Below are 19,480 nucleotides of genomic sequence, written 5' to 3'. Positions count from 1 at the left end.
CCCGCTGCGCGTGCGCGGGCACCACCGGTTCCCGGTGGCCGTCGTCCCACAGGTCCGCCTCGGCTCCCGGCAGCAGGAGAACCCGATCCAAAGCCTTCGATGGCCCGCCGGGCGGTCAGCGCGTCACGGCAGCTCGAAGCCGAGCGCCCGCGCCGCCTCCTGCGGTGTCGGCTGAGCCCAGCGCTCCGCCATCGCCTGGTTGGACGACAGCGAACGCGTGGCGGCGCGGTCCAGGTACAGGACGCCGTCGAGGTGGTCCGTCTCGTGCTGCACGATCCGGGCCGGCCAGCCCGTGAACACCTCGTCCAGTGCCCGCCCGTGCTCGTCCTGACCGGTCAGCCGCACCTCGGCGGGCCGCGCCACCACCGCCTGCCAGCCCGGCACGCTCAGGCAGCCCTCGAAGAACGCGGCCCGCTCGTCCCCGACGGGCTCATAGGCGGGATTGACCAGCACGCGGAACGGCTGCGGCACTCGCCCGCGCACCAGACGCACGTCCTCCGGCACCGGCGCGGGGTCCTCGATCACCGCGATCCTGAGCGGCACCCCGACCTGCGGAGCCGCCAGACCGACCCCGGGCGCCGCCCGCATGGTGACCCGCAGGGCCTCGACGAACCGGGCCAGCAGGGCGGGCCCCAGCTGCCCGTCGTACGGCTCGGCGGCATGCCGCAGTACCGGGTCGCCGGCCGCGACGATGGTCAAGGGGAGGCCCTCGTCGAGGAGTTGCCCGACCCGCTCGGCCAGGGGTGCGCGATCGCTCGGTGTTCCCATCGCGTCAGGATGGCACGGCACCCCCCACTCTCATGTGATGCACGTCACAGGAGTTCTCCGGGAACCGAACGCCCCGCCGTCCCGACTACTGCACCGCCACGGCCGCCGCCCACACCGCGACGGCCCAGACGACGTCCCCCGGAGAAGCCCGCCGATGACCACCGCTCCCTCGACCACCACGGACGAGGCCCCGCAGCCAGCCGCCCCGGCACCGTCGAAGAGCCGCTGGGCCCCCTTGCGCCCGCTGATCCTGCGCCTGCACTTCTACGCCGGGGTGCTGGTGGCGCCGTTCCTCCTCGTCGCCGCCGTCACCGGCCTGCTGTACGCCGGCTCGTTCCAGGTCGAGAAGCTCGTCTACGACCGCGAACTGACCGTGCCCGCAGGCGAGAAGAAGCTGCCGATCAGTGAGCAGGTGTCCGCCGCCCGCAAGGCGCACCCCGAGGGCACGGTCTCGGCCGTACGCCCCTCACCCGAGGCCGACGCGACGACCAGGGTCATGCTGTCCGGCGTCCCGGGCGTGGACGAGGGCCACACACTCGCGGTGTTCGTCGACCCCTACACCGCGAAGGTGCGCGGCTCCCTCGAACAGTACGGCTCGACCGGCGCGCTGCCGCTGCGCACCTGGATCGACGAGTTCCACCGGGACCTGCATCTGGGCGAGCCGGGGCGGCTGTACAGCGAGCTGGCGGCCAGCTGGCTGTGGGTCATCTCGGCGGGCGGACTGGTGCTCTGGTTCTCCCGCCGCCGGGCCCTGCGCAAGGTGCGGGGTGCGAAGGGGCGGCGGCGCACGCTCGGCCTGCACGGCAGTGTCGGCGTGTGGGCGGCGGCCGGATTCTTCTTCCTCTCGGCGACCGGTCTGACCTGGTCGGCCTACGCGGGAGCCACCATCGACGAGCTGCGCACCTCCCTGGGCCAGGCCACCCCGTCGGTGTCCGCGGCGGCCGGCGGTGAACACGCCGGGCACGGCTCCGCCGCCGGGCAGGCGGGTGACGCCGCGCACGGCGTGGGACTGGACAAGGTCCTCGCCGCGGCGCGCTCCGAGGGACTCGGCGACCCGGTGGAGATCGTGCCGCCCGCCGACGCCGACTCGGCGTACGTCGTGAAGCAGGTGCAGCGCGGCTGGCCCTCGAAGCAGGACGCCGTCGCGATCGACCCGGCCGACGGCGAGGTCATGGACGTCGTGCGGTTCGCCGACCACCCGGTGCTCGCCAAGCTCACCCGGTGGGGCATCGACCTGCACACCGGCATCCTGTTCGGTCTGGCCAACCAGATCGCACTGATGCTGCTCGCGCTCTCCCTGATCCTGCTGATCGTCTGGGGCTACCGCATGTGGTGGCAGCGCGGCCGCGGCACCGCCTTCGGCCGTCCGATCCCACGCGGAGCATGGCAGCAGGTCCCGCCGCGGATCCTCGTACCGCTCCTGGCGGGCATCGCCGTACTCGGGTACTTCCTGCCGTTGTTCGGCATCCCGCTGGCGGCCTTCCTCGCCGCGGACATCCTGCTGGGGGAGATCGCCTACAGGCGGGGACGGCGGTCGTACGGGACACCGGTCGCGTAGCGGACCACCGCCGGCACGCGGATGCCCGGCTCCGCGGGGAGCCGGGCACCCTCATGTACGGCGCGGGTCAGCGCTGCCCGAAGTCACCGCCGAGCGCCGAGGCGATCCGCAAGTGCGACTCCGCCTCCTCGTGCCGGTTCTGCCGCTGCAGGGTGCGGCCGAGCATCAGCCGGGCGTAATACTCCACGGGGTCCCGCTCGACGATCGTCCGCAGCTCGCCCTCGGCCCGCCGCAGTTGGGCCGAGTGGTAGTAGGAGCGCGCCAGGAGCAGCCGGGGCCCGGTCTGCTCGGGCACCTCCTCGACCAGCCCGACCAGGACGCGCGCGGCGGCGGCGTAGTCCTTGGCGTCGAAGAACAGCTGCGCGCGCTCCCAGCGCTCGGCCGGGGTTCCGTGGGCGTAGTACGTGGTGTCCTGGGTCGTGTTCACTCGGTGCCTCCTTCGAGGCCGACAACCGCACCCGGCGGCTCGGTATTCCACTGGTCGGACGCGGCCCTAACGGCTCAGGGCCGCCAGTTCCGCGTCGGCCCGCCCGGTGATCAGGCTCAGCACCCGGCCCGTGACGGCCAGGTCCTCCGCCGGTATGCCGTCGTAGATCCGGGCCGTGATGGGCGCCGTCTCGCCGGAGGTCGTGGCGTACAGCTCGCGGCCGGCGTCCGTGATCCGTACCTCCGACGCCCCGTCGGGGGTCAGCAGCTGCGCGGCGACCAGCTCGTCGAGCACCTCTTGCGCCTCCGCCGCGTCGATCTTCAGGGCGCCGGTGACACCGTCGGTGAGCTGCTCACGCCGGACCGGGCCGTCGGCGTCGGCGGCCAGCCGCAGGGTGACGGACTGCTGGAAGGTGATGCCGTGCCGGGCCAGCACGTTCTCGAGGAGAGCGCGGCCCGCGTAGTGGGCCAGGGCGATGACGCGGGGATCGACGCGGGGTGGGGTGGTGGTCATGACTGCTCCGTCTCGTTCTCGCTGAAGGGATCAAGCGGTGCGTCGAGCAGGGCCGTGAGCTCGTGCGTGAACTCCCGGGTGCGCGCGCTGTCGAGGCCGCCGAGTGGGTCGAGGAGCTGCTGGAGGAGCCCGTGGACGACCTCGATCGCCCGCCGGGTGACCTCGTGGCCCTGCTCGGTGAGCGCGAGCTGCACCGCGCGCGGGTCGCGGGGGTCCCGGGTCCGTTCCAGGAGGCCGGCGGTCTCCAGTGCCCGGGCGAGCTTGGACACGTAGAGCGGCTCCAGCCCGGTGTGGTCGGCCAGTCGGCGCTGGCTGGGCCGCTCACCGGAGCGCTGCATGCCGTGCAGCGAGGCCACCAGCGAGTACTGCGCGTGGGTGAGTCCCAGCGGGGCCACCGCACGGTCGACCGCGACCCGCCACTTCATCGACAGCCGCCACACCAGGAACCCGGGCGTTGCACCTTCGGAACCGTTGCTCATGTCGAATACCGTACATGGCTACTATGTACATGGCTACTATTTTGGACTGCCTGCGTTGAACGCCCCCACCCGCGGCGATGCGGGCGGAGGCGTTCAAGGTCCTACCGGACGCGACCGCGAGGCTTGAGCGGCGTCGACGGCAGCTCGGGCGCGGCGAGGGGTGCGCCGTCGTACCCCTTCACCTCGCCGAACCGGCTGCCCGTCGCCCAATCGGCGCGAGCCTGCTCGATCTCGGCCTGTGTCCGGCCCACGAAGTTCCACCACATGATCAGTTCCTCTTCGAAGGGCTCGCCGCCCAGCAGCATCACGCCGGCGTCGGACTCGGCGCGCAGCGGCAGTTCGCTTCGGCCGCAGCCCAGATAGAGCATCGAGCCCGGCAGCACGCGCACCTCGTCGACGTACACCTCGCCGGACATCGACAGCACCCCGTACTCGAAGTCGGGCACCAGGGGCAGCCGGACGTCGGCGCCGCGGGCGAGGGTCAAGTCGGCGCCCACGAGCGGGCTGTACGTGGTGCCGGGTGAGGTCGCGCCGTCGAGGTCGCCGAGGATCACGGTTGCCGTCAGACCGGGTGCAGTGACGGTGGGGAGCTCGGGGTGATGCTCGAACTTCGGCTCGGTGTGGCGGTGAGCGTCCGGCAGCGCGACCCACAGCTGCGCGCCGTGCAGGAAGCGGGCGTGCGAGCGCGGACTTTCCTCCGAGTGACTGATCGCCCGGCCGGAGGTCATCAGGCCGAGCTCGCGCGGCCGGATCGTCTGCAGACTGCCGGTCGAGTCGCGGTGCAGTACCTCGCCGTCGTGCAGCCAACTGACCGTCTGCAGACCCATGTGCGGGTGTGGCGGCACCTGCATGCCGGGCTCGTCGGCGATGTCATCGGGCCCGTAGTGGTCGACAAAGGCCCATGCGGCGATCATGCGTCGGCCGAGGTTCGGCAGCAGCCGGCGCACTTCGGTCGACTCCCCGAGCTGTACGCGTCGAGGACTCAGCAGCTCACGGACGGGTTCGGCGACGACGAATCCGCGGCCGCCGCACACGCTCGGTACCGGGGCGCGGTCAAGGTTGCTCATGCGGCACAACCTAGCCGGGCGCGGACGTGCGTGCAGACAGACCGGCGCCCCGACCCTTGTCCTGCGGGGGCGAGCGGGCCGGGCGCGGGCGTCACCTCTCCGGTGCGGGACACCGGATCGACGACGGCGTACCGCTCCGGTGTCGAGGTGGGAGCGGAGACCTTCCTGAGGTCCCGGCTCAGCGTTGGGGTACCACCGCGACCGGGCAGTCGGCGTGATGGAGCGCTGCGTGTGCCACGCTCCCGAGGGGCAGCCCGAGGGGCCCGTGCCGTCGAGGTGCGCCGAGGACGAGGAGGTCGGCCGTGGCCGAGTGGGTGAGCAGCACGTGGTGGGCGGGGCCCTCGGTGATGACACGGCGCACCGGCACGTCGGGATGCTCGCGCTCCGCATCGCGCAGAGAGCGGTCGAGCAAGTCCGCCGCCTCGTCCTCGTGTTCGTGCGCGGGGTTCCCGACGAGCAGTGGATGCGCCTGGGCCCTGTGGGCGGGGCGACGCCAGGCGCGCACGGCGTCCAGGACGGAGCGCCGCGCCTGGGCCTCGCGGAAGGCGAAGCGGATTGCCTCGGTGCTGCTTGCGGGGTCGTCCACGCCGACCACGATGGACCCGTTGACTGCTTGTCGGTTCTTGTGGAGGGCGCGCACGACGACGACCGTACAGGGGGCGCGCGTCGCCAGGGAACGGCTGACCGAGCCCAGCAGCGCACCCGTGATCGGCCCTCTTCCCCGGCAGCCTGTCACCACGGCGGTGGCACGTCGGGCCTCCCGCAACAAGGTGGCCTCGGCGTCCTCGGGAGCGATGTCGACATCGATCCGCACGTCCGGGTGACCTTGCCGGGCCCGTTCGCTGGCGCGGCCGACGACGGCCCGCGCGAGCAAGCGTTCGGAAGGAACCCCTGCGGACTCCGGGAAGAGGGGCCCTTCATAGCGCTCCCACAGGCAGGCGTGCACGAGGCGCAGCGGCAAGCCGTGCAGGGACGCTTCGTCCGCGGCCCAGTCGATTGCGCGCAAGCTGCTTTCCGATCCGTCGACTCCCACCACGATGGGCAGCGGCATCGGTCTCACCGCCTCGGGTGCGAACGGCGGCCTCTACAGCGCGGCGTCTGTCCCGGGATCAGTCGTCCCTCCTGCCCCTCGGCCGAAACCCGGTGCCCCTGCCTGCTGAGTTGCTCGGCTCCTGCTCGGGCACGTACCCGCGACACAGTGGGTTGCGGCACGGCTCCGGGGTCCAGACGGGGACGAAGACGCCCATGGTCTTGTGTCGTTTCACAACGGCGCCTACGGGCTCTTTGCACAAGCGGCAGACATACCCGGCCGACGCGGTTGCCTTTCTCTGCTCACTTATACGCATAGGTCCATTTTACGGCATATTTACCGATTCTTGGTATGTGCTTTGACTCTCAGGTGTCGGGTGGCTCGGCAGGACGGTGGTGCTGGCCCGGTGGATCCCGGTCGGCTGTCTGAGAGGCATCCTCGACCGGAGCGGAGGCGGGCATGGCGTCGGCGTCGGTCCGCAGTCGGTCAACAACGGGGTTGGACGGCAAGGGCCGGGCCATGCTCAGCCCGACGGAGACGGCCAGAACCGTGACGATGACGGCGAGGCTGACCAGTGAGGGGATCTCCGGAATCGCGGTACTGATCGTTTTGTGGGACGCCTGCAGGATGAGCTTGACCCCGATGAAGGCGAGGATGAGCGCCAGGCCCTTGCTGAGGTAGTGGAAGCGGTCGAGGAGCCCGGCGAGCATGAAGTACAGGGCGCGCAGTCCCAGGATGGCGAAGGCGTTGCTGGTGTAGACGATGAAGGCGTCACTGCTGACGGCCAGGACGGCGGGCACGCTGTCGACGGCGAAGACGATGTCGGCCGCCTCGATGGCGGCGACGACGGCGAGCAGCGGCGTGGCGACGCGTTTCCCGGCCTCCTTGACGAAGAAGTGGGTCCCCGCGTACTCGTCCCGTACCGGGATGACCTTGCGTAGCAGCTTCACGGCGATGCTCTTGCCGGGGTCGAAGCTGTCGTCCTCCTCATTGAGGATCTTGTACGTGCTGTAGAAGAGGATCGCGGCGAAGACGAACAGGACGGCGGTGAAGCGGCTGACCACCGCTACACCGGCGGCGAGGAAGATGCCGCGGAAGACCAGGGCGCCGAGGACACCGAGAAACAGCACGCGGTGCTGGTAGGCGCGCGGCACCTTGAAGTAGCCGAAGATCAAGGCGAAGACGAAGAGGTTGTCGACCGACAGGCTCTTCTCCAGAAGCCACGCGGTCGTGTACTCGACTCCGGCGCTGGTGCCGACGACCACGAACACCACGCCACCGAAGACCATCGCCAAGCCCACCCAGACACCGCTCCAAGCGGCGGCCTCGCGGAAACCGATGACGTGTTCCTGCCGGTGCGCGAGAAGATCGACCGCCAATGACACCAACACAGTGACGGCGAACGCCACCCACATCCACAGCGGCACGTCATGCACGGTTCCGACCTCTCCGGCATCGTCGATCGGCAGTCTTCCTACGAGTCTGGGCCATGGAACGGGGGCTGTCTCCCTGGTGCCGGCGCACGCACACCCGGCCGGCGCGCGGACACCGCGTGGAACGGCTCCGCGCTCACCAGCGCGGGCTGCTCAGGACTCTCCGGGGGTGCCGCTCGGTGCCGCGTCACCGAAACCATGCGTGCGTGGAGAGTTCCGGGCGTATGCCGTGTTCCGTGCGGGCGAGGACGGCGGCGCTCGACAGCAGCCCGACGTGGCTGAGTGCCTGGGGAAAGTTGCCGAGGAAGGAGTGGTCGCGGGGGTCGATCTCCTCGGCGAGCAGGCCGAGAGGGCTGGCGCAGGAGCACAGCTTCTCGAACAGCTCCGCGGCTTCGTCCGTGCGGCCCTGGCCCGCGAGATTGTCCACGAGCCAGAAGGAGCACAGCAGGAAGGCTCCTTCCGGCTGGTCCAGTCCGTCGGGGGACTCCTGCGGCAGGTAGCGGTAGAGCAGGCCGTCACCCGCGCCGAGGCGTTCGGTGATCGCCTGGGTTGTGGCGATCATGCGGGGATGGTCGGCGGGAAGGACGCGTCGGAGCGGGAGGGCGAGGAGTGAGGCGTCCAGTCCACCTGTCGCACCGAGGTGCTCGGTGAAGGAGCGTGTGCGCTCGTCCCAGGCGTCGTGGATGATCCGCCCGGCGAGGCGACGGGCCTCCACAGCCCATGTGGCGGCGTTGCCCGGCAGGTTCAGGCGGGTGGCGAGGCGTGCGGCCCGGTCCAGGGCGACCTGGCACATCGCTGCGGAATACGTGAAGGGGCGCGCCTGGGTACGTACTTCCCAGATGCCGTGATCCGGTGTCCGCCAGGCGCTGCGGGCCTGCTCGGCCAGGGCGGACAGGCGGTGCCACAAGCCGGCGCCCAAAGGCCGGCCGGTGGCCGCCCACTGGAAGGCGCAGTCGAGGAGCTCTCCGTAGACGTCGTGCTGGACCTGTTCCGCGGCGGCGTTTCCCCACCGTACGGGTGCGGAGCGGTCGTAGCCTTCCAGCTCCGCGTCGATCACCTCCGGCGGCGGAGGCCGGCCGTCCACGTCGTAGAGCACGCGCAGTCGCCCGTCCCGCCCGGCGGCGGTCAACGCCCAGTGCAGAAAGCCTCCGGCTTCGTCGGGAAGGCCGATCCGGCGCAGGGCGAACACGGTGTAGGCGGCGTCGCGGATCCACGCGTAGCGGTAGTCCCAGTTCCGGTCGCCTCCGATGCGCTCGGGCAGTGAGGAGGTCGGCGCGGCGACGATGGCGCCGTTCCCGGCGTAGTCCAGAAGCTTGAGGGTGATGGCCGAGCGGCGCACCAGGTCCGGGCGGGGAGTGTCGGTCACCACGAAGGCCGACCACCGGCGCCACGCCCGTACGGTGTCGTCGAGGCACTGGGAGACGGATCGTCCGGAGCCGGCAGCCCGTGGTCCGCTCCAGCGCAGGCGGATCCAGAGGTCTTCCCCCTGGCTCAGGCGCACCGTGCACGCGGGACCGGGCAAGGGCCGGGACGTGGTCAGGTGGAGCTTCGCGGACTGCTGGAGGCAGGTCAGTCGCCAACCGTCGCTCTGACGCTCGACCTGGGTCTGGCCGCGTGGTCTCAGCTCCACCCTCAGCTCGACGGAGCCCTGGGTGACCCGCGCGTGCCGGAGCAGTTCCCCTGTGTCGACGGGAGCGTCCACCTCGAGCCGCGCACCTGGCTGGAGGAGGAAGGCGTCAGTGACCTCGACGAGGCCGGTGTCCGCCCTCAGCTCTGTCACGAGGACGCCGGTGTCCTCCACGTAGTGCTGACGGCTGAGCCGTAGCCCGTCCGGCGCCAGCAGGAAGGACCCGCCGCGGTGGCGGTCCAGCAGTGAGCAGAACAGGGGCGGAGCGTCGAAGCGGGGCACGCACATGAAGCTGACGGTGCCGTCGCGGCCCACCAAGGCGCACGCCCGGCCGTCGCCGATCAGGCCGTGGTCCTTGATCGGCAGGTAGTCCGCCTGCGGTACCGGCGACCACTCGTTCATGCGTGACCAGTACCCATCGAAGGCCGGCCGGATCACTCAGAGGGTGCAGCGGGCGGGACGGCCGGCCCAGGAGCTCGTTGTCGTTCATGACCTGTGGGATGTGGGGTATGAGGCCGGGACGCCCGGCGGGACACACCCGATGATCGACGGCGGCGAGAAGGGCGGGTCGTACCGTGACGAGCGCGGACGCGGTTTTCGCGTGGCTGGGCGTCGGAGCGTTGCTCGCGGCCGTGCTGCCCCGGGTCCTGTCCGGACGGCCGCTGTCGGTGCCGCTGGTCTTCCTGCTGTGCGGCATCGGCGTGTACCTGCTGCCCCTGCCTCTGCCCGTGATCGATCCGGTGCATGACCGGGTGGTGGCCGAGCATGTCACCGAAGTCGTGGTGATCATCTCGTTGATGGGTGCGGGACTGGCGCTCAACCGGCCCGTAGGGTGGCACCGCTGGGGCGCGACCTGGCGATTGCTGGGTGTCACCATGCCGCTGACGTTCCTGATCACGGCGCTGGTGGCCTGGTGGTTGCTGGACTGGCCGCCGGCCGCCGCGCTGCTGTTGGGGGCCGTCCTGGCGCCGACCGATCCGGTGCTCGCCGCGGAAGTGCGGGTGGGCGAGCCCACGGATGACGAACACGATGAGGACGAGGTGCGGTTCGCTCTCACCAGTGAGGCGGGCCTGAACGACGGACTCGCGTTTCCGCTGACATACGCGGCCGTGGGGCTGGCCACCGTCGCGGGCAGCGGCTGGTCGGCCGAGTGGATCGGTCCGTGGGCCGCGCAGGACCTCGCGTACAAGTGCGCTGTCGGTGTGCTGGGCGGGCTGCTGACGGGGCGGTTGCTCGGCTGGCTGTTCTTCCGGACGCGATCGAGGGCGCTGCGGCTGTCCCAGCACCGGGAGGGCTTCGTCGCGCTGGGCGCCACCTTCCTGGCCTACGGAGTGACGGAACGTGCGGGGGGTTACGGCTTCCTGGCGGTGTTCGTCACCGCGTGCGCCATCCGGTCCGCTGAGCGATCCCACGGCTACCACAACGTCCTGCACGACTTCATGGAGCAGGTGGAGCGCCTGCTGACCGCGACCGTGCTGTTCCTGCTGGGCGGCTTCATCGCGCTGGGCGGCCTGTCCGCTCTGACGTGGTGGGGCGCGATCACCGCATGCGCGGTGTTGCTGGTGATCCGGCCGCTGTCGGGGTGGGCCGGCCTGCTGGGGAGCTCCCTGGGGAGCCGGGAACGCTGGGTCGTCGCGGCGTACGGTGTCCGGGGGATCGGCTCGTTGTACTACCTTGCCTACGCCTTGGGCCACCATGGGTTCGCGCTCCCGGAGCGGGAGCTGTGGGCAGTGGTGACCTTCACCGTGCTGGCCTCAGTGGTGCTGCACGGGATCACCGCGGGCCCGGTCATCGCCCGCCTCGACCGCCTCCGAGACACCTGACCCACGGAGCAGTCGCGATCTGTGCCGCGACCGCGACCGTGTCCTTGCGAAGAGGGACGCCACCTCCGCTGAATGACGCGTACGGCGTGCGAGGGACGTCAGCCACTCTCTTCCTCGCTGCAGACCCTGGGATACAGGCATGGGGCGCCTGTGGGAGGGAACTGGGGCGAAGTGGCTTTCCCGGGCATGACCGCCCGGCCACACCGGCATGACGTGACATCCAAGGGAGGCTTTATGGACTCCGGTGACATTCCTGTGCTGACCAGGCTCTCCGATGCGCAGCAGACGATCGCTTCCGCCGACGAGGACGTGCGAGGCCGGAAGGTGACCGACCGCTCCGGCAACGAACTCGGCAAGGTGAGCGACCTGATCATCGACGAGGAGGAGCGCAAGGTCCGCTTCCTGCTCATGGAATACGGCGGCTTCCTCGGTATCGGCGAGAAGAAGAGCTACATCCCGGTCGACGCCGTGGCCGACGTGACGGGGGACGAGGTCCGCATCGACCGTACGCGGGACGACGTCGTCGACGCGCCCGAGTACAGTCCGGAGCTCCTCGACCAGCGCGAATACTCCGACCGGGTCTACGGTCACTACGGCTACGCCCCCTTCTGGGGGACCGGTTACATTCCTCCGCGATTCCCGTACCGCCCGTGAGCACCGTGGGGCGCCCTGCCCGCCCCTCGGCCTTCGGGTCCTGCGCGTCGGCTGAACTCCCGTCATGGACCCGAGGAGACGGTCGCTACACGACGTTGTCCATGGCGTTCTCGGAACCCGCTTGCGAGCTCGGGATCACGCTGAAGCTGCCGTCCGTCTCCAGCACCACCGCGTGCACCAGCTCCAGTGCACCGATTCCCTGGGCCCGGACGGCCTGGCATACCTCGTCCGGCGCGACCCGTTGCTGCCGCATCGCCTCATGAAGCATGCGGCCGTCGTGCAAGAGGAGGGTCGGCCGGGCTTTCACCAGCCGCCGAACGTTTCGGGAACGGACCGATGTCCATGCGGTGATGAACTGCAGGGCCACAAGGGAGACGAGGGCCAGAACCCCTTCCCCGAGGGCCACCTGCCGGTTGAGCAGGATGGTGGCCAGGGTCGATCCCAGCGCGACGGTGACCACCAGGTCGAAGGCGTTCATTTTCGCGAGCGTGCGTTTGCCTGACGCGCGTACCGTGATGATGAGGATCAGGTAGGCAAGCCCGGCCATGACGAGAACTCGGGCGAGGTCGTTCCAGGAGTCGAAGAACACGAACCGACTGGTACCCCGCGCGAGCGTCCTGCCACCAAGAGACTGGTGGATCAGTCCTGCGGGTCCATCGCCCCCGTCACCGCTCCTGCCTCAGGGCGGCCGTGGTGCGCTTGAGGAGTGCTCCTGGTTTGCCCGGGCATCTCGGTGGAGACCCAGGGCGTGTGGACATCTGCCGTGTGCGCGTGCGCGGCATCCGGATGGAGGGGACGCGGTGTGATGGATGAGCTGATGGTGATCTCCGGTGACGGGCAGCAAGTCGAGCAGGGCCAGGAGTTCTCTTCTCTCTCGGTGATGGCCCGGTCCGACGGTGCAGCCGCGGGGGGCCGGGTGGTGAGCTTCTTCGTGGATGACCAGGAAGGAACCGGGACCGACTTCCATGGCGGTTCACCCGTCCGAGTCACCACGGCGTCAGACGGTGTGGGCACCACGGACGTACCGCTCATCGCCGGCGGCAGCCCGGGCGCGGTACAGATCAAGGTCCTGGCTGACGGTGCGAGCACCACGCTCTCGGTACAGGTGACGCCGGGCGCCGAGGGGGCGCACGTCCAACGGCCGTGAGTCACCGGTACCGGCGCAAGCGAGTCGACTGCTCATCGGGTTGAGGACGTCGGCAGGCGAGAGCAGCACGGCGCGCAACCGGATCGGGTGACATTGAGTTACCGCGAACGGCGGAACAACGTTCTTGTCATGCAAGCTGATGAGGTCACACGACAAGGACATCTCCCTGTGAATCTTTCGTCCCGCGCCGCCCTTCTCGCCCTTGCCGCGGCCGCCGCCGTCGGCAGTTCCGCCGCTCCCGCCGCCGCGGGTGGCATCGGCGCGATCGGACTGCCGGCCTACGACAACTACTGCGCGAACGTCGGGCAGCAGGCGCAGGCCGACCGCACCCAGGAGGGCGCGGCCCCGCTGGGCGCCAACCTGGTGCAGGCCCCGCTGCTCATCCAGCGCAACAGGTGCGCCAACACCGACTACGGCACCGGGCTGGGCGGGCCGATCGGCGCGTGACGGAGCACGGGGGACAGCGGTGACAGAGATGGCTGCGGCAGCGGACTCGCACGTTGTGGTGGTGTCGCTGCGCAAGAGCGGCACCCACCTCATCGGTGAGGTGATGAAGGCACTGGGCTATGCGCCGTTCGGTGCGGTACGGGCATCCGGCGACGTGGAGTTCGCCGACCCGGTACAGGTACGGCGGCTTCTGGAGGTCGCCTACGGGCCCGAGGAGGCCGCACGGCTGCTCCGCGGCCACGACCGAACGGCGCTGGCGGCAGCGTTCGAGGCCGTCGTCGCGGCCCTGCACAAGGTGTGGGCGATCCGGCTCGGGGCACCCACGCCGCTGTCCCTGCCCGGCGTTCCCGGGGTGGACGCCGGCCTGGTGGGGCGACTGCTGTGCGCGCCTGAGGCCGCCGACTTCCATCTGCTGCCCGGCCGGTGCTGCTGGTTCGTCCACCAGCTCGACCTCACCGCCGCCGACCCCGCCTTCCTCAACACCTGGCTCGACACCGGCAGGCCGAGGATCATCTTCAACTACCGGAGCCTGCCGGACATCCTCGTTTCCACCATCAACTTCCTGGTCCGCGACGCGCCACCGGACCGGCCCGACCCGGTGGGCACCTTCCCCGACCACCGCGTGTACCGCGACATCCTGCGCTCCCTGCCCGACATGGACGCCCGACTCCACCTCGCCCTGACCGACCCCGGCTTCCCCGGCATGGAGACGGCCCGCCGTTCCCTGTGGTTGCTGCGTCACCCGGCCGTGTGCAAGGTGTCGTTCGAGGAACTCATCGGGCCCCACGGCGGCGGCACGAGCATCGCCCAGCAGGCAGCCGTCGCCCGCATCGCCGACTTCCTCGGCAACCACACCGCCCATACCGCAACCATCGCCGGGCAGATCTTCAACCCGAACTCCTTCACCTTCCACCAGGGCAGGACAGGAACCTGGCGCGAGAACTTCGGCCCGCGACATGAGGAACTCCTCCAGCGCAACCACGGTGACGTCGCCTCCGCGTACGGAGCCCCAGCGGTCACGAATTCCCCCGCCTGCTACGGGCCTTGACAAGCGCTGCGCGGAAGACCGCGCGTGCCGCGTCAGGCAACGTTCGCCCTGTCCCCGTCCTGCGGTCAGTACCAGCGCGAAGCCCTTGCGCAGGACGGGCCCGCGGCACACCCCCGGTCATCGTGCAGCGAGGCCGCTGCCTGGTCAGGGGTGTGGGGTGCCGCCCATCTCGGCGCTGAAGACCACGGGATCGCTGTCGAACCCGCGGAGATTCTCGTGGAACTCCCACGTTCCGGAGGCGTCCCTGGTGAACTCCGCGACCGTCGCCGCGGTGGATCCGGAGAGCTGTGCGAAGTCGTCCTTCAGCAGCTCCTTGTAACCCTCGACAACCAGAACTCCGGCGTTCGCCATGTCACCGAAGGTTTTGGGGCCGCTGTTCTGGTGGATCGCCACACCCACCACCACCCGCGCGAAGGACGAGGCGAGGCGATCGAGTTCCAGGGTCATCGCTTCGACGTAGCCGAAGCCCTGCCCGGTCTGGCTGTGCCGGCTCATGTTGATGGTGCCGTCCGGTGCGCGGCTGTCGAAGTGGACGACGTACACCGGCCGCCCGAAGGGGGCGTCCGCCGAGTAGGTGGCGGCGATGATGTCGAGATGATGGGGCGGCTGATCCCAGGGACTCGGGTCCCATTTGATCCGGACCTCGGCCTTCCCGACTCCATGGCTGTCGCTGCTCACCGCATTGCTGCCTCTCTCATGTCGCGCCACCCCGCAATGGCGCTCCCACGAGCAAGTATGGCCTTCGAACACCGCGTTGAAGCCTCGCCCGGCAGGTCGCGATCGTGCTCGCCTCGCTGTGGACGGTGGCAGGCGTTCGAGGCGCACAGCGGCGTGCCCGGCACTCCTGTGACGGCCGGTGCCCACCGCTTGGAGATCTCTCGCTCCGGTGAGCCCTTCCGTATATCACCGGCCCCCGGCAGGAGCGCACCGTGGCCGGTGGTGCGACGTAAGGATTCCGTCATCGGCTGCGGGGTGGGAACGGCCACCCGATCCAGTTGAATGGGAGCTCGACACGAAATTCTCAGGAGGCGAGCGGGGATGGGGCGCGTGCGGAAGGCAATGACCGGGCCGTGGGTCATCGTGATGGTAGTGGTGGCGGTCGGCGCAGTCGGCTTCGGGCTGTACTGGTTTCAGCCCTGGAAGCTGTGGCAGGACGAGACCGTCCAAGAGGCCCTGCCCGAGGTCGCGGAAGTGTCCACTCCTCCTCCCGCGGCGCCCTCGGAGGAGACCTCCGCGCCACCTTCCCCGGCCGCCGGCCCGCGGGTGCTGGCCCATGGTGAGCTGATCAGCCACGAGCACACGACATCGGGCACGGTGAAGCTCGTACGGCTGGCTGACGGCTCCCATGTCGTCCGGCTGGAGAACCTCGACACCAGCAACGGACCGGACCTGCGTGTCTGGCTGACCGACGCGCAGGTGCTGCAGGGCAAGGCAGGGTGGCATGTCTTCGACGACGGGAAGTACGTCAGCCTCGGCAAGCTGAAGGGCAACAAGGGAAGCCAGAACTACGCCCTGCCCGCTGACGTGGATCCGTCGGGTTTCCGCAGCGTGAGCATCTGGTGCGACCGGTTCGACGTCTCATTCGGCGCCGCCGACCTCGCCCGCGCCTGACAGCGGTGCGGCCCCTTCTCGCCTCGCCGGCCATCAGCCCAGGGCGGTGACGGCGGGCGGTGTCAGAGATCGCCGGCCGGCCAGTCCAGCAGTCGTGCGCCGATCACCGCGGTCTGGAGCATGTAGCGGTGGGCCGGGTCGGCGGGGTGGGCGCCGGTGAGTTGGTGGATGCGTTCCAGGCGGTACGTCAGGGCGCGCACGCTGAGGGAGAGGCGGCGGGCGGCCTCGGCGGCGACGCAGCCGGAGTCGAAGTAGGCGGTGAGAGTGGCCAGGAGGGGCTGTGCGCCGCCGCGGGCCGTGGTGAGCGGGCCCAGAGTGCCGGCGACGAGGTCGGCCATGGCTTGACGGTCACGGGTGAGGACGGGATAGACCAGCAGGTCCGCGGAGCGCAGGACGGGGTCGTCCAGGCCGAGGCGCTCGGCGAGTTCGAGGACGCCCAGCGCTTCCTCGTAGGACTGGACGACGCCGCCGGGGCCGGGTTGGGGTCGGCCGATGGCGACCCGGCCACCGTCGGTGGCGGCGTGCGCCTGTTTGGCGAAGTAGGCGAGTACCTCGTCCTGGTGGCCGGGGGCGATACACAGCAGCCGGCCGTCCTTGGTGGTGAGCAGGACACTGCGATCGCCGAAACGGGAGATGAGCGCCCGTTCCACCTGCCGGGGCACCGGGGCGCCCTCGTCGTAGGCGGCGGCGCCCTGCGCGACGGCGACGGCGTGCGCGTGGGACAGGCGCAGCCCGAAGCGTTCGGCGCGCTCGGCGAGGCGGCCCAGGTCGCTGCGGCCGTAGAGGAGGTCGTCGATGAACTCCCGGCGGGCGGCCTCCTCTTGACGCACGGCGACCAACTGGGCGCGTTCGTAGCCCTCGGCGAAGGCGTCGATGACCTGCTGCACGGCGGCAAGCGCGCCGTCGGCGGAGCCGGACGGTCCCGGCCAGGCCGTGCGGGCAGTGGTCAGATGCGCGCTGACGAGGGCGCGCAGCCCGTGGCCGGCCTCGGCGGCCTGCTCGCCCAGGGCGCGGCGGGACGCGATCTCGTCCCGGGTGAGGCGTCGCCCCGTGGCCGACACCTCGGTCAGGATCTCGGCGTAACCGTCCAGATACTGCTCGGGATGTTCCCGTTCTGTCATGTCGTCCCCCGGATTTTTCGACGCGCCGGTGACGGATCCGCTAGCGGACACCGGCATGCAGACCTTAGTGAACACTGCCGGGAACCGGCAATGCGCGGCCGGGGTCGCGTCGTGCAGCATGGCTCGCGGGGGGCACGGCGGATGGTTGCGGTGCCGGACACCGGCAGGTGTCCGGCACCGCGCCCGGAACGACCGTGCGCCGTCGGGGACGACTGATGCGCGTCGCGTGCGGAGAGGGGGATCAAGAGATGCGGACTTGTCTGGTGGCGGCCACGGGCCTGCCCACGCTCCCGCTGACCGCTGCGCTCGTCGTGGCCGTCCGCTTCTGGCTCCCGGCCGCCGTGGGCGCCGTTCTCGCGTCCCCGGGGCCTTTCACCGGGTTGCCGCGCGTGGTCGTGCCCGCTCTGCTGGTCGCTTGGGCCACGGCCTGTCTGATCGTGCGGCCGTTGCACCGCCTCTTCCCGGACGAACCCGCGCTGTCCGTGCTGAGCGAGGCTCGCACGGACGGCGGCATCGGGCTACGAGGTACCGGGAGCCGCGATCCCCATGGGCTTGCCCACCGTGCCGCCGTGGACCGGCCGCGGGACAGCGCCGCCTGAGCCCCTACGCCGCCGGATCTCACCTCCGGCCTTCTTCCTCACGCTCAACTCCCTTACGCCTCAAGGACGTATGCCATGGTTGCCATGCTCGTGGGCATCGGCGTGCTCGTCGCCGTCTGCCTCGTTGTCGTCGCTGTCGTCTCCCAGCTGTTCCGCAAGGTGGAGCAGGGCAAGGCGCTGATCGTCTCCAAGCTGCGCAAGGTCGACGTGACCTTCACCGGGCAGGTCGTGCTGCCGGTGCTGCACAGGGCCGAGGTGATGGACATCTCGGTGAAGACCATCGAGATCACCCGGGCCGGCAAGGACGGGCTGATCTGCCGGGACAACATCCGTGCGGACATCCGCATCTCGTTCTTCGTGAAGGTCAACAAGACCGTCGAGGACGTCATCAAGGTCGCCCAGGCCGTCGGCACCGCGCGGGCCAGCGACCGGGACACGCTGCAGGAACTGTTCCACGCGAAGTTCTCCGAGGCGCTGAAGACGGTCGGCAAACAGCTGGACTTCACCGACCTGTACACCAAGCGCGAGGAACTCCGCTACAAGATCATCGAGTTGATCGGCATCGACCTCAACGGCTACCACCTGGAGGACGCGGCGATCGACTACCTGGAGCAGACGCCGCTCTCCCAGCTCGACTCGGCCAACGTCCTCGACGCCCAGGGCATCCGGAAGATCACCGAACTGACGGCCGTGGAGCACGTGCGCACCAACGAGGCCCGGCGCACCGAGGAGAAGGAGATCACCCGGCAGAACGTCGACGCCCGCGAGGCCATCCTGGAGCTGGAGCGCCGCCAGGCCGACGCCGAGATCAAGCAGCGCCGGGAGATCGACACCGTACGGGCCCGTGAGGAAGCCGAGACGGCTCGGGTGACGGAGGAGGAGCGGCTGCGTTCCCAGGGCGCCTTCCTCAAGACGGAGGAGCAGCTCGGCATCCAGCGCGAGAACCAGGCCCGCGAGGTCGCCGTCGCCGCGAAGAACCGCGAGCGGGTCATCGCCATCGAGAACGAGCGCATCGAGAAGGACCGGCAGCTCGAGGTCATCGCGCGGGAGCGGGAGACCCAGCTGACGCAGATCGCCGCCGCCAAGGAGGTCGAGGCGGAGAAGCGGGAGATCGCCGAGGTCATCCGTGAGCGGGTCGCCGTGGACCGTACGGTCGCCGAGCAGGAGGAGGCCATCAAGAAGCTGCGGGCCGTGGAGGAGGCGGAGCGCGGTCGGCAGGCCGTGATCATCGCCGCCGAGGCCGAGGCGCAGGAGAAGCTGGTCAAGGACATCAAGGCAGCCGAGGCCGCCGAGCAGGCCGCTGTCCACCGTGCCGCCGAGGAAGTCACTCTGGCCGAGGCCCGGTTGAAGAGCGCCGACCTCGACGCGCAGGCCAAGCTCCGGCTCGCCGAGGGCGTCCAGGCCGAGGTCGCCGCCGAGGGCCTCGCGGCCGTGCGGGTGCGCGACAAGGAGGCCGAGGTCATCGAGAAGGCCGGGCGCGCGGAGGCGGAGGCGACTCAGGCCCGGCTGCGTGCCGAAGCGGACGGGGCGCGGGCCAAGGCGCTGGCCGAGGCGGAGGGCATCAGCGGGAAGCTGAAGGCCGAGGCCGCCGGTCTCACCGAGAAGGCGGCCGCGATGGCCGCCCTGGACGACGCGTCCCGTGGTCACGAGGAGTACCGGCTGCGCCTGGAGGCCGAGAAGGACATCCGCCTCGCGGGGCTGGACGTGCAGCGCCAGGTCGCCGAGGCACAGGCCACGGTGCTGGCCACCGGGCTGGAGAACGCCGACATCGACATCGTCGGCGGGGACTCGGTCTTCTTCGACCGGCTCGTGTCCTCGATCGCACTCGGCAAGAGCGTCGACGGGTTCGTCCAGCACTCCGAAACAGCCCAGGCGCTCGCGAAGCCCTGGCTGGACGGCACCTCCGGCTTCACCGACGACCTCAGCCGCGTCCTCGGCTCGGTCTCCACGGCCGACGTGCAGAACCTGACCGTCTCCGCCCTGCTGATGCAGCTCATGAAGAACGGCGGTGCGAACGCCGGACAGTTCCGGCAGCTCCTGGACAAGGCCGGCGAGCTGGGTCTCGCCGACACCTCGCTGAGCGCTGTCAACGGCAGCGTCAGGGCCTGACCGTCGCCGGGTCCTGACG

20 protein-coding genes are annotated in these 19,480 nt (G+C 70.2%); 9 read left to right on the top strand and 11 right to left on the bottom strand.

The window, feature by feature from the left end; genetic code table 11:
• Positions 1 to 123: 123 nt before the first annotated feature.
• Positions 124 to 768, bottom strand: coding sequence for a peptide deformylase (locus QNO09_RS03510; RefSeq protein WP_283968529.1), 645 nt, complete (start codon positions 766 to 768; stop codon positions 124 to 126).
• Positions 769 to 922: 154 nt separating this feature from the next.
• Here QNO09_RS03510 and QNO09_RS03505 point away from each other — a divergent pair, with 154 nt between their 5' ends.
• Positions 923 to 2,326: a PepSY-associated TM helix domain-containing protein gene (locus QNO09_RS03505; RefSeq protein ID WP_283968528.1), complete on the top strand. Its 1,404-nt coding sequence runs from the start codon at positions 923 to 925 to the stop codon at positions 2,324 to 2,326.
• A gap of 67 nt (positions 2,327 to 2,393) precedes the next feature.
• Here QNO09_RS03505 and QNO09_RS03500 read toward each other — a convergent pair whose 3' ends face one another.
• The 7 genes from QNO09_RS03500 to QNO09_RS03470 form a co-directional block, all read right to left on the bottom strand.
• Complete coding sequence (locus QNO09_RS03500; protein WP_283968527.1) at positions 2,394 to 2,753, bottom strand: tetratricopeptide repeat protein; 360 nt, start codon at positions 2,751 to 2,753, stop codon at positions 2,394 to 2,396.
• 66 nt (positions 2,754 to 2,819) lie between these two features.
• Positions 2,820 to 3,266: a winged helix DNA-binding protein gene (locus QNO09_RS03495; protein WP_283968526.1), complete on the bottom strand. Its 447-nt coding sequence runs from the start codon at positions 3,264 to 3,266 to the stop codon at positions 2,820 to 2,822.
• Entirely contained in the window at positions 3,263 to 3,745 is a 483-nt protein-coding gene (locus QNO09_RS03490) for a MarR family winged helix-turn-helix transcriptional regulator (protein ID WP_283968525.1), read from the bottom strand. Before QNO09_RS03490 ends, QNO09_RS03495 begins: the two co-directional genes overlap by 4 nt.
• A 101-nt stretch (positions 3,746 to 3,846) precedes the next feature.
• Positions 3,847 to 4,812 carry a pirin family protein gene (locus QNO09_RS03485; protein ID WP_283968524.1) on the bottom strand — a complete coding sequence of 322 codons (966 nt, stop codon included), beginning with the start codon at positions 4,810 to 4,812 and terminating at the stop codon, positions 3,847 to 3,849.
• Between the two features lie 178 nt (positions 4,813 to 4,990).
• Positions 4,991 to 5,863 carry a universal stress protein gene (locus tag QNO09_RS03480; RefSeq protein WP_283968523.1) on the bottom strand — a complete coding sequence of 291 codons (873 nt, stop codon included), beginning with the start codon at positions 5,861 to 5,863 and terminating at the stop codon, positions 4,991 to 4,993.
• A gap of 344 nt (positions 5,864 to 6,207) precedes the next feature.
• On the bottom strand, positions 6,208 to 7,278 hold the full coding sequence (locus QNO09_RS03475) for a TerC family protein (RefSeq protein ID WP_283968522.1): 1,071 nt from the start codon (positions 7,276 to 7,278) through the stop codon (positions 6,208 to 6,210).
• A gap of 184 nt (positions 7,279 to 7,462) precedes the next feature.
• Complete coding sequence (locus QNO09_RS03470; protein WP_283968521.1) at positions 7,463 to 9,304, bottom strand: glycoside hydrolase family 15 protein; 1,842 nt, start codon at positions 9,302 to 9,304, stop codon at positions 7,463 to 7,465.
• Positions 9,305 to 9,477: 173 nt separating this feature from the next.
• On the opposite strand from QNO09_RS03470, the gene QNO09_RS03465 reads away from it, so the two are divergent.
• Positions 9,478 to 10,725, top strand: coding sequence for a cation:proton antiporter (locus QNO09_RS03465; protein WP_283968520.1), 1,248 nt, complete (start codon positions 9,478 to 9,480; stop codon positions 10,723 to 10,725).
• A 234-nt stretch (positions 10,726 to 10,959) separates the two neighbouring features.
• Complete coding sequence (locus tag QNO09_RS03460; protein WP_283968519.1) at positions 10,960 to 11,379, top strand: PRC-barrel domain-containing protein; 420 nt, start codon at positions 10,960 to 10,962, stop codon at positions 11,377 to 11,379.
• A gap of 85 nt (positions 11,380 to 11,464) precedes the next feature.
• Here the strand turns inward: QNO09_RS03460 and QNO09_RS03455 are convergent, their stop codons facing one another.
• Positions 11,465 to 11,968, bottom strand: a complete 504-nt coding sequence (locus QNO09_RS03455; protein WP_283968518.1) for a DUF421 domain-containing protein — start codon at positions 11,966 to 11,968, stop codon at positions 11,465 to 11,467.
• A 216-nt stretch (positions 11,969 to 12,184) separates the two neighbouring features.
• Between QNO09_RS03455 and QNO09_RS03450 the strand changes: the two genes are divergently transcribed.
• The 3 genes from QNO09_RS03450 (at position 12,185) to QNO09_RS03440 (ending at position 14,021) form a co-directional block, all read left to right on the top strand.
• A complete protein-coding gene (locus QNO09_RS03450; RefSeq protein ID WP_283968517.1) occupies positions 12,185 to 12,526 on the top strand; it encodes a hypothetical protein in 342 nt (113 codons plus the stop codon).
• Positions 12,527 to 12,694: 168 nt separating this feature from the next.
• Positions 12,695 to 12,973 carry a hypothetical protein gene (locus QNO09_RS03445; protein WP_283968516.1) on the top strand — a complete coding sequence of 93 codons (279 nt, stop codon included), beginning with the start codon at positions 12,695 to 12,697 and terminating at the stop codon, positions 12,971 to 12,973.
• Between the two features lie 28 nt (positions 12,974 to 13,001).
• Entirely contained in the window at positions 13,002 to 14,021 is a 1,020-nt protein-coding gene (locus QNO09_RS03440; RefSeq protein ID WP_283968515.1) for a hypothetical protein, read from the top strand.
• Positions 14,022 to 14,165: 144 nt separating this feature from the next.
• Here QNO09_RS03440 and QNO09_RS03435 read toward each other — a convergent pair whose 3' ends face one another.
• Positions 14,166 to 14,699, bottom strand: a complete 534-nt coding sequence (locus tag QNO09_RS03435; RefSeq protein ID WP_283968514.1) for a TerD family protein — start codon at positions 14,697 to 14,699, stop codon at positions 14,166 to 14,168.
• Between the two features lie 360 nt (positions 14,700 to 15,059).
• On the opposite strand from QNO09_RS03435, the gene QNO09_RS03430 reads away from it, so the two are divergent.
• Positions 15,060 to 15,632 (top strand): DM13 domain-containing protein, encoded by a 573-nt coding sequence (locus QNO09_RS03430; protein ID WP_283968513.1) that lies wholly within the window; start codon positions 15,060 to 15,062, stop codon positions 15,630 to 15,632.
• Between the two features lie 62 nt (positions 15,633 to 15,694).
• Here QNO09_RS03430 and QNO09_RS03425 read toward each other — a convergent pair whose 3' ends face one another.
• Positions 15,695 to 16,753, bottom strand: a complete 1,059-nt coding sequence (locus QNO09_RS03425; protein ID WP_283968512.1) for a PucR family transcriptional regulator — start codon at positions 16,751 to 16,753, stop codon at positions 15,695 to 15,697.
• 248 nt (positions 16,754 to 17,001) lie between these two features.
• On the opposite strand from QNO09_RS03425, the gene QNO09_RS03420 reads away from it, so the two are divergent.
• Positions 17,002 to 17,352, top strand: a complete 351-nt coding sequence (locus tag QNO09_RS03420; protein ID WP_283968511.1) for a hypothetical protein — start codon at positions 17,002 to 17,004, stop codon at positions 17,350 to 17,352.
• A gap of 75 nt (positions 17,353 to 17,427) precedes the next feature.
• On the top strand, positions 17,428 to 19,461 hold the full coding sequence (locus tag QNO09_RS03415) for a flotillin family protein (RefSeq protein WP_283968510.1): 2,034 nt from the start codon (positions 17,428 to 17,430) through the stop codon (positions 19,459 to 19,461).
• The last annotated feature ends 19 nt before the right edge of the window (positions 19,462 to 19,480 follow it).

The sequence above is a fragment of the Streptomyces sp. 378 genome, from assembly GCF_030124145.1.
Lineage (GTDB): Bacteria > Actinomycetota > Actinomycetes > Streptomycetales > Streptomycetaceae > Streptomyces.
The sequence above is the reverse complement of the archived record's forward strand: the minus strand, read 5'-3'. Positions and strand labels throughout refer to the sequence as shown.

What these genes read in the sequence shown, in the direction of transcription:
- QNO09_RS03510 (WP_283968529.1), bottom strand. Translation starts at nt 768, where the DNA reads ATGGGAACACCGAGCGATCGCGCACCCCTGGCCGAGCGGGTCGGGCAA.
- QNO09_RS03505 (WP_283968528.1), top strand. Translation starts at nt 923, where the DNA reads ATGACCACCGCTCCCTCGACCACCACGGACGAGGCCCCGCAGCCAGCC.
- QNO09_RS03495 (WP_283968526.1), bottom strand. Translation starts at nt 3,266, where the DNA reads ATGACCACCACCCCACCCCGCGTCGATCCCCGCGTCATCGCCCTGGCC.
- QNO09_RS03490 (WP_283968525.1), bottom strand. Translation starts at nt 3,745, where the DNA reads ATGAGCAACGGTTCCGAAGGTGCAACGCCCGGGTTCCTGGTGTGGCGG.
- QNO09_RS03485 (WP_283968524.1), bottom strand. Translation starts at nt 4,812, where the DNA reads ATGAGCAACCTTGACCGCGCCCCGGTACCGAGCGTGTGCGGCGGCCGC.
- QNO09_RS03480 (WP_283968523.1), bottom strand. Translation starts at nt 5,863, where the DNA reads ATGCCGCTGCCCATCGTGGTGGGAGTCGACGGATCGGAAAGCAGCTTG.
- QNO09_RS03470 (WP_283968521.1), bottom strand. Translation starts at nt 9,304, where the DNA reads ATGAACGAGTGGTCGCCGGTACCGCAGGCGGACTACCTGCCGATCAAG.
- QNO09_RS03460 (WP_283968519.1), top strand. Translation starts at nt 10,960, where the DNA reads ATGGACTCCGGTGACATTCCTGTGCTGACCAGGCTCTCCGATGCGCAG.
- QNO09_RS03450 (WP_283968517.1), top strand. Translation starts at nt 12,185, where the DNA reads ATGGATGAGCTGATGGTGATCTCCGGTGACGGGCAGCAAGTCGAGCAG.
- QNO09_RS03440 (WP_283968515.1), top strand. Translation starts at nt 13,002, where the DNA reads ATGGCTGCGGCAGCGGACTCGCACGTTGTGGTGGTGTCGCTGCGCAAG.
- QNO09_RS03430 (WP_283968513.1), top strand. Translation starts at nt 15,060, where the DNA reads ATGGGGCGCGTGCGGAAGGCAATGACCGGGCCGTGGGTCATCGTGATG.
- QNO09_RS03425 (WP_283968512.1), bottom strand. Translation starts at nt 16,753, where the DNA reads ATGACAGAACGGGAACATCCCGAGCAGTATCTGGACGGTTACGCCGAG.
- QNO09_RS03420 (WP_283968511.1), top strand. Translation starts at nt 17,002, where the DNA reads ATGCGGACTTGTCTGGTGGCGGCCACGGGCCTGCCCACGCTCCCGCTG.
- QNO09_RS03415 (WP_283968510.1), top strand. Translation starts at nt 17,428, where the DNA reads ATGGTTGCCATGCTCGTGGGCATCGGCGTGCTCGTCGCCGTCTGCCTC.